The organism is Paenimyroides tangerinum (assembly GCF_003865405.1).
Taxonomy (GTDB): domain Bacteria; phylum Bacteroidota; class Bacteroidia; order Flavobacteriales; family Flavobacteriaceae; genus Flavobacterium; species Flavobacterium tangerinum.
Window position 1 is genome coordinate 1 of sequence record NZ_RQVQ01000067.1, and the last position, 8,058, is coordinate 8,058.

5 protein-coding genes are annotated in these 8,058 nt (G+C 26.7%); all 5 read left to right on the forward strand.

Going from position 1 to position 8,058, the window contains the following annotated elements; genetic code table 11:
- The first annotated feature begins 88 nt into the window (after positions 1–88).
- The 5 genes from EG240_RS15685 to EG240_RS15705 are packed head-to-tail and all read left to right on the forward strand — an operon-like array spanning position 89 to position 8,020.
- Positions 89–2,515, forward strand: a complete 2,427-nt coding sequence (locus EG240_RS15685; protein WP_125020278.1) for a hypothetical protein — start codon at positions 89–91, stop codon at positions 2,513–2,515.
- Positions 2,508–5,147 (forward strand): amidohydrolase family protein, encoded by a 2,640-nt coding sequence (locus EG240_RS15690; protein ID WP_125020279.1) that lies wholly within the window; start codon positions 2,508–2,510, stop codon positions 5,145–5,147. The genes EG240_RS15685 and EG240_RS15690 overlap by 8 nt, the downstream gene beginning before the upstream one ends.
- A gap of 6 nt (positions 5,148–5,153) precedes the next feature.
- Positions 5,154–7,085 carry an McrB family protein gene (locus EG240_RS15695; RefSeq protein WP_125020280.1) on the forward strand — a complete coding sequence of 644 codons (1,932 nt, stop codon included), beginning with the start codon at positions 5,154–5,156 and terminating at the stop codon, positions 7,083–7,085.
- A 21-nt stretch (positions 7,086–7,106) separates the two neighbouring features.
- Positions 7,107–7,493: a hypothetical protein gene (locus EG240_RS15700; RefSeq protein WP_125020281.1), complete on the forward strand. Its 387-nt coding sequence runs from the start codon at positions 7,107–7,109 to the stop codon at positions 7,491–7,493.
- The gene (locus EG240_RS15705) at positions 7,490–8,020 is read left to right on the forward strand and encodes a 5-methylcytosine restriction system specificity protein McrC (RefSeq protein ID WP_125020282.1); all 531 of its coding nucleotides are present in this window, start codon (positions 7,490–7,492) and stop codon (positions 8,018–8,020) included. The genes EG240_RS15700 and EG240_RS15705 overlap by 4 nt, the downstream gene beginning before the upstream one ends.
- Positions 8,021–8,058 lie beyond the last annotated feature (38 nt).

The window sequence follows — 8,058 nt, forward strand, 5'->3', positions numbered from 1 at the left end:
AAATTTGAACATCTAAATTCCAGTCAGTTAGCTTTGTATTAATAATCGAATTCAGGTTATTAACTAAAACTTACTGAAAAACTTAAATATGAATGATACTAATACAAATAATGACTCTACATTAATCATTAACCTAAATGAAGAGTACAAAATAAAAATTGAAGATGGTAAGAACTTTAATACTTCTATTTTTAAAGAAGTATACGAAGCAGCATTAAAAAATGTTGAAGAAATAGTTGAGCAGTCATCAAAAAATAATACTTATGATGATTTTAATAATATCATAGCATTTACAGGAGAAAGAGGAAAAGGAAAATCTTCCTCAATGATTTCTTTTCGCGACGCTTTAGTAGGAAAAAACAGTGATAATCATAAATCTTTTTTTTCAAATAGTGTTGTGCTTGCAAATACTCAGTTTGCTACTATAGATATAGTAGATCCTTCTTTATTTAGAGGCGGAGAAAGTTTGTTTGAAATTATTTTGGCTCAAATGTTTGATAAATTTCAAAACAAAATTTCAAAACATGATTGTAATTTAAGTGATGATTCCAGACGAAATATTATTAAGCAATTTCAACAAGTGTTTGAGAACTTACAGATAATTAATTCTGATAGAAAAGAATTGTATAAAAAAGAATCAATTGAAGCTTTGAGTCGTTTAGCAACAAGTAGTAATTTGAGAAAATGCTTTAAAGATTTAATAGCTATTTACTTAAAAGAATTTGAAGAAAAAAAGGATTTTCTAGTTATTGCTATCGATGATTTTGATTTAAACATATCTGGAGCATATGAAATGTTAGAAGATATTAGACAATTTTTAATTCAATCAAATATTATTCTTTTAGTTGCTTGTAAAATAGAACAATTAAGAGAAACAATAAATGTGAAACTAAATAACCAGAAACTGTCTATAGATTTTGAGAAAAAATCGGAAAAATATTTAGAAAAATTAATCCCATTTACAAGAAGATTAGTACTACCTGATGTAAAGAAAATTAAAAAAATAGATTTTGAAATAAGAAAAGGTAATTCAGTTTTATTTGAATCAAATTCTTCAAATTTATATGAAATTGTAAAAAATGATTTATACAATAACTTTAAATTAGTTTTTAAAACTAATCAAGTTGGCTATATATTTAATTTAGATACGATTAGAGGAATACAGAATTTTTTCAATCTATCTAACAGTAATAATATCTCAATATTAAAAAAATATATTTTAAACGAAATAGAAAAAAACAAAATAGAATTTGATTTTTTTAAAAGTTTAGATGATGTTAAAATAGAACATTGTAATTTAACAATTATTAAATTCTTATTTGAGAAATATAAAATATCTGAGTTAAGAACGTTGTCTATCTCAAAAATTCCGGAACGAATATCTATTGGAGATGTAATATATAGTATGAAATGTTTTGAGGATAAATTATCTTTTAATGACTACCCTGGTTTAAAGTTTATTTCAACATTGAAAGCATTTTATTCTATTTTAATCCAAGAGCAAGAATTAATTAATAATGAGATTTATTCTGAATTTGCTCGTTATGGATTTATAAGTTTTGATTTTAAAATTTTAGCTGAAAATGATAAGGGACAATCTAGAGATCATTTTACATATGGAGGAAAAGATGAACAAATAAAAAAACTTAATATTGAATCTTTAGATCAAAGTAATTTATTTTTGTTATCTCAGTTTATTTATATCTTAGGGGATAATAAGAATTATCGAATTGAGTATGAAAAAGATACCTTAACTGATAGTTATAAAAAAATTACGTTATCTCCTTTTTCATTATTAAATAATATTTATAATTATCAACCTTTATTCCGAATTTTTAAAATTAAAGAAGAAGAAGATTTTGTAATAAAAAATTTAAAATGGTTTAAAAATTCAATATTTATTAAACAATTATTTAACCCTTCGTTTTCTATTAATTATTTTGATAATCTAAGTAGTTTTAGAAAACTACATATAAAAGAAGAGCTACCTGATAATTATTTTGATTGCTTTATTTTACTATTTGTTTATGGATCTATATATAGCATTAATAATAAAGATTTAGTTGAAGATTTTATTAGTTATCCAATCATAAAAGTTTTATTATTTTCATTTCATTCTAGAAATAAAAAAAGTTTTTCAATCATTAATAAATTAAGTGAAGAATATCCTGTTTTAAAAGAATATGATGAAAATAATGATTTAGTTTCTGATGATTTAATAAAGATAATTAATTCAATGTATTCTGAGTCAGGTCAAGAAGTTGAAGCAACTTCAAAAGAAAGTCAAATTTTTGAAAAGCTAAAGATTTTGTTAAAAAGAATTAAAGATCGTCCAAATTATAAAATTCAAACTTTATCAACAATTATAAATGAAATAAAAGATATTGATGAATTCAATAGTGAAGTTGATAACTTGTCATCTTTTAAGGAAGGAATCAATAGCCTTGATGATAGTATGGTTAAAGAAACAAAACAGGAATTGTTGAAGTATTTAACAAAGAAAATAAATGGATAATTTACGAAGAGCAATACGTTTGTTGTTTGTAGATTATAATGCCGATTTTGTTTTAAAACAAAAGGATTCAGAAAAATGTATTAACCTACAAACGTTTTTAGAGAATGGTTTTCGAACCTTCTCTAATTACTCATTAGATGAAATCCAGAATGTATATTACAAGCTAGATACTGATTGGTTTTTGGATGATAATGATGAAAATAAAAACCATTTTCATCTCTTAAATCATTTTACTTCAAAGCTACTTGTAGAAGATAATTTAGAACCATTTGTTAATTATTCACACCTATTAAAATGGAGAGATTTATCTTATTATACAGGTGAAGATTTAATGACTACATCTTTTTTTGCTTATATAGACAATCGATCTCAACGTAAAAGAGATTTCTTTTCTTGGCGACCTACAGCTTTTTCAGATAATAAACGCTTACGGATATTATTAAATAAAGGATTAGCAGAAAATCATTTTCATTTAAAAGGTTCAGGTCCTGTTTTCGATTTAAGTTGGTTAAACATCATGAATAATCCGACAAATTTTGAAAAGGATTTTAAACAATTGGAAAGCGAGTTAAGCTTATTAACTAAAGTATCTAATAGTGCTTTAAATTCTAATAAAGAATTAAAAATACTTGTCTATAAAGCAGCTTACATCAGGTACCTATTATTCTCATTTCTTAATATCAACGAAAAGAGTATTAATGTTAAGATTGATCTTTCAAAGGATAGTAATTCGGAGCAATCTTATGATGTATTACTTAAAATGCCTGATTTGTCTCAAGCTATTAATGTATTGAAATTTGATTTAGGACACAAGTTTTGTTACAATAACAATAATGATTGTGTAATTGATTACGCTATACCTAAGAACATACACGCTAGTAATTTTGAAAAATCTTATGTGTTTTATGGTGAACGAAAATTGATGTATGATTGTTTTCAAAAAATTTATAAAAAAGATTCGACTTTTGAAAAGTATATTCATTTATTTCATGCTTATATTTTGATAAAAGCACAGTTTAGAGCTGAATTAGTACAAGTAAACGATAAGATAGGGTTCGGTAATTTTTCAAAATACCAAGATCGTAAAGAGTATTTTTTACCTGATAAAAGTATCTATCATACTGCTTTTATGAATTTAGCTGTTCATGATTCTAAAAAGCATATAAATATTAAATCATTTGAACTAAGAGTTGCCCCCAAGGAAGAAGTAAGTAGGTTAAAAAATAGTATTTCAGGATATAATCTAGCCTTAAACGAAAAATCAATCCAATCTATAAATCAAATCAAATATCCGAAAAAGATAAAATACAAAAATGGTTATGATTTAGAAAAAGATAATATATTTTATACAATACATTATATTAAGAAAAAAGATAATCAAAAACTTGATTCCGTTGCCAGTTTAGTTCAATGTAGACATTTTTCATCGAGAGAAGAAATTAAGAATCAAACGCTTGCAATTAGTCAACTTAGAGAAGGATACTCAGCGGTTTCTAAATATATAAGAGGAATTGACGCAGCTTCAAGTGAATTTGATGCTCCTCCTGAGGTTTTTGCACAAGGCTTTAGGTACATTAAAAATCATAAAATAAAAGGGAGCTTTAACCATTTAAAGGATGTTATAGATGAACCTAAAATCTATGCGACGTATCATGCTGGAGAAGATTTTTATGATATTGTTGATGGATTAAGAGCTATAGACGAAGCTATAAAGTTTTGTAATCTGAATCAAGGTGATCGCTTAGGACACGCGTTGGCACTAGGGATTGATGTGAAAGATTATTATTTATTTAAGAATAATAAATTAATGTTACCCAAACAAATTGTATTGGACAATATAGTATGGCTTTTAGCAAAAGTTAGAAAGTTTGGTATTTCAATACATCGTAATGAAATAAATAGATTAGAAAAACTATATAGTAATTTATTCTATGAAGTTTTTTCCTCTAATTTAGCTCTAACTAACCCTTTAAAAGAAAAAACAATCGATCATATTGTCTATTTTGATGCGTGGAAACTTAGAGGAGATGATCCTCAATTATATTTTGATAAATTGGATGACGATATTTATTCATTGATCAATCTAAATTATTGGGAGAGATGCCGTATTAATTATGAGTATCCTAGAAATAGAAGTATCAGAAGTAATATTGATTGTAAGCGAATTGTACAAGCGTATCATTTTAATTCTAATATTAAAAAAACAGGGAAAATGATGAAGCAATTTGAAATAACTCATGCTTATACTGAGTTGGTTCATGCTGTTCAAGAAAAGATGATGCATGAAATAAAAAGCTTGAATATCGCAATAGAAACTAATCCAACATCAAATTATTTGATAGGTACTTTTAGAAGATACGCAAAACACCCAATAACGAAATTCTTTAACCTTGGTTTAGAAACAAATCATGAACTATTGAAGAGTTGCCCACAGTTATCAGTTTCAATCAATACTGATGATCAAGGGATTTTCTCCACTTCGTTAGAAAATGAATATGCATTAATGGCAATTGCATTAGAAAAAGAAAAAGATGAGCATGGTCAACCAAAATATAACTCATCCATGATTTATGAGTATTTAGAAAGAATTAGATTGATGGGGTTAGGTCAAAGTTTTAATGAAAAAATTTAAAAAATAATGAATTTAGAAATAAAAAAGAGGATTGACTTAATTGACAACTCAGAAGCTATTAAACTATTTTTTGATTTATTAAAGTCCCTTATAGATACCGCACATATATCATTCGACGACGAAAGATTAGCTTTAAATGTAAGGAATGATTATAGAAAAAGATTCTCGGTAAATATAAATAGTCGTCTTGTTTTAATGATTAATGCTACCGATTTTGCTTTAATGGTAAATGACGAAGACTTGGGCAAAATTGAGGAAGTTCCTGTTCTAAAAACGGAAAATTTTGAAAAACAAACTCCAGCAACTTTAGTTTATTTTAGATACGAAGATGTTGTCAAAAATCTACAAACACTACAATCACTTTGGTTGAAGAGCTGTGTTGATTATTTACCACAACAACAAAAATCTCAATATAGAATTCATCATATTGAGGAGCTTTATAATATAGCAATAAACGAAACATTGTTAGAAGAGTACTTGTGTAATAAAACAGAAAATAATTTTTTAAAGTTTAGTCAAATTATAAATGAATTAAAAGCTTATTTATTAAGTGAAAATAATATTCTCAAAGATTTTAAAATTTCTGAAGTAAAAGATAATTCTAGATGGGTATGGATAGCTGATAATCATAATATAATTGGAGATACTATTGTACATTATGAAATAATATCAAGAAAAAATAAAATTTATACTGAAATTCATTTTGAAGGTGACCAAAATTCAAAAGATGTTTTTTATAATCAAATAGATAGATTACCTGAAAATATAGAATGGTTCAAATGGCAAAATTCAAAAAGTATAAGATTTCTTACGGCTTTTAATTTTAATGAGAAAGAATTAATCGAAAAATTAGCCAAGTCTTTACTCTATTTAGAAGAAAATATTGGAGAAAAAATTAGAGAAGTCAAAAATATGCACAGACCAATTATCAATAAAGAAAAACAATTATCCGAGAAGAATATCCAATTAAACCAAATCCTTTACGGTCCTCCGGGGACTGGTAAAACGTATAATACGATTAATAAAGCCATCGAAATTGCAAATCCAGAATTCAAGATTAATGATTCCTTAAATGATGCAAACAAAAGAAAAGCGTTAAAAGAAGAATATAATCGTTTGGTTGATGAAGGTCAAATCGTATTTACTACTTTTCATCAAAGCATGACGTATGAAGATTTTATTGAAGGAATAAAACCTGTGATTGAAGAAAATGAAGATGGTGTGAAAAGTGTTATTTATGAAGTGAAAAACGGAATTTTCAAAGAAATTTGTAAGAATGCTGAAAAACCTCAATTTGAAAAACTTGAAGTTGTAAAAAATTATTCTTTTGATGACGCATTTAATGATCTTGTTTTGGAAGCGAATCAAAAACTCGAAAATAAAGAACAATTCTTTCTTCCAATTTTAACTGAAAATCTAGGTTTAAAAATAGTTGGTATTTCAGATAGAGGAAATTTGATTTTAAAGCCAATATATTCTGATGATGCAAAAGAATACACAGTTTCATATTCTCGTGCAGAAAAATTACAACAAGCTTATCCTGATTTGTCGGTTGTGAAAAATATTGATAAAGAGTTTAGAGCGGTTATTGGTGGATCTAATTCAACGGCTTATTGGTCGGTTCTGAATTACATTAACAATAAAATAAATTTAGAAAAAAAATCTACTTCTCAGAATATTACATCGCCAAGTAAACCATTTGTTCTCATCATTGACGAAATCAACCGTGGTAATGTATCACAAATTTTCGGTGAATTAATTACCTTAATCGAAGAGGATAAACGTTTAGGAAATGATGAAGCTTTAGAAATTACTTTACCTTACAGTAAAGAAAAATTTGGTGTGCCTTCAAATCTTTACATTATCGGGACGATGAATACCGCAGATCGAAGTGTGGAAGCTTTGGATACAGCATTAAGACGTCGTTTTGTGTTTTAAGAAATACCTCCAAAATATGATTTGGAAGGTTTACAACAAGGGCTTTATGGATTTAAAGCTGCTGAAATTCTAGAAACTATTAATAAAAGAATAGAAAAATTATTAGATCGTCATCATCAAATTGGTCATGCTTATTTTATCCATAAAAAGGAAAACACTATTATCGATTCATTTTACAAAAATATTATTCCATTATTACAAGAATATTTCTTTGGCGATTACGGTAGAATTGGATTGGTTTTAGGTGCCGGATTTGTGAGAAAAATAGAGCACGATTCTGTGTTTGCCAATTTCGAGCATATAGATTATTCCCAATTTGAAGAAAAAGAATCTTACGAGATTATAAATCACAAAGGAAATGCTGAGAATTTCGGGAATGCTATTAAATTATTAATGAATAAGAAATGATTGTGATAAAAGACAATCGAATTACTGTTTTTGAACATGAAAAGCTTTTCTTTAATTTAAAAAATGAGAAAGAAAAGAAGCTTCATGATGCTTTAGAAATCTATCATGGTAACCAAACTCCTTTCTTTAAACTAATTAGAAATGGTGTACAATTCAATGAACATGTTGGAGTTATACAAGTCGGAAAAACAACAGTTGAAGTTTTACCAAAAGCTGATAAAGCAGGCGAAGATAAATGGCGGAATTTGTTAATTGGAATGATAAAAACCGTTTGGGGATTTGATGTAAAATCTACTGGATCGAGTACACTTAAGCTAAAATCAAATTCAATCTTAGAACTTTATTACGAATTATTTATTTCAGAGCTTGAATATTTACTCCATAGAGGATTAATCAAAAGATATCGTAAAAATGAAGGAAATCAAACATCATTAAAAGGTTCACTAAAATTTTCAAAACATATTACTCAAAATTTAGTTCACAAAGAACGTTTTTATGTGAATTATTGGATAGAACGGATAAAGTGAACCACTCGCAGCGGATGAAAGTGAGCATAGCAAAGCAA

Coding starts and splice junctions, on each gene's coding strand:
- EG240_RS15685 (WP_125020278.1), top strand. CDS start 89: ATGAATGATACTAATACAAATAATGACTCTACATTAATCATTAACCTA.
- EG240_RS15695 (WP_125020280.1), top strand. CDS start 5,154: ATGAATTTAGAAATAAAAAAGAGGATTGACTTAATTGACAACTCAGAA.
- EG240_RS15705 (WP_125020282.1), top strand. CDS start 7,490: ATGATTGTGATAAAAGACAATCGAATTACTGTTTTTGAACATGAAAAG.
- EG240_RS15690 (WP_125020279.1), top strand. CDS start 2,508: ATGGATAATTTACGAAGAGCAATACGTTTGTTGTTTGTAGATTATAAT.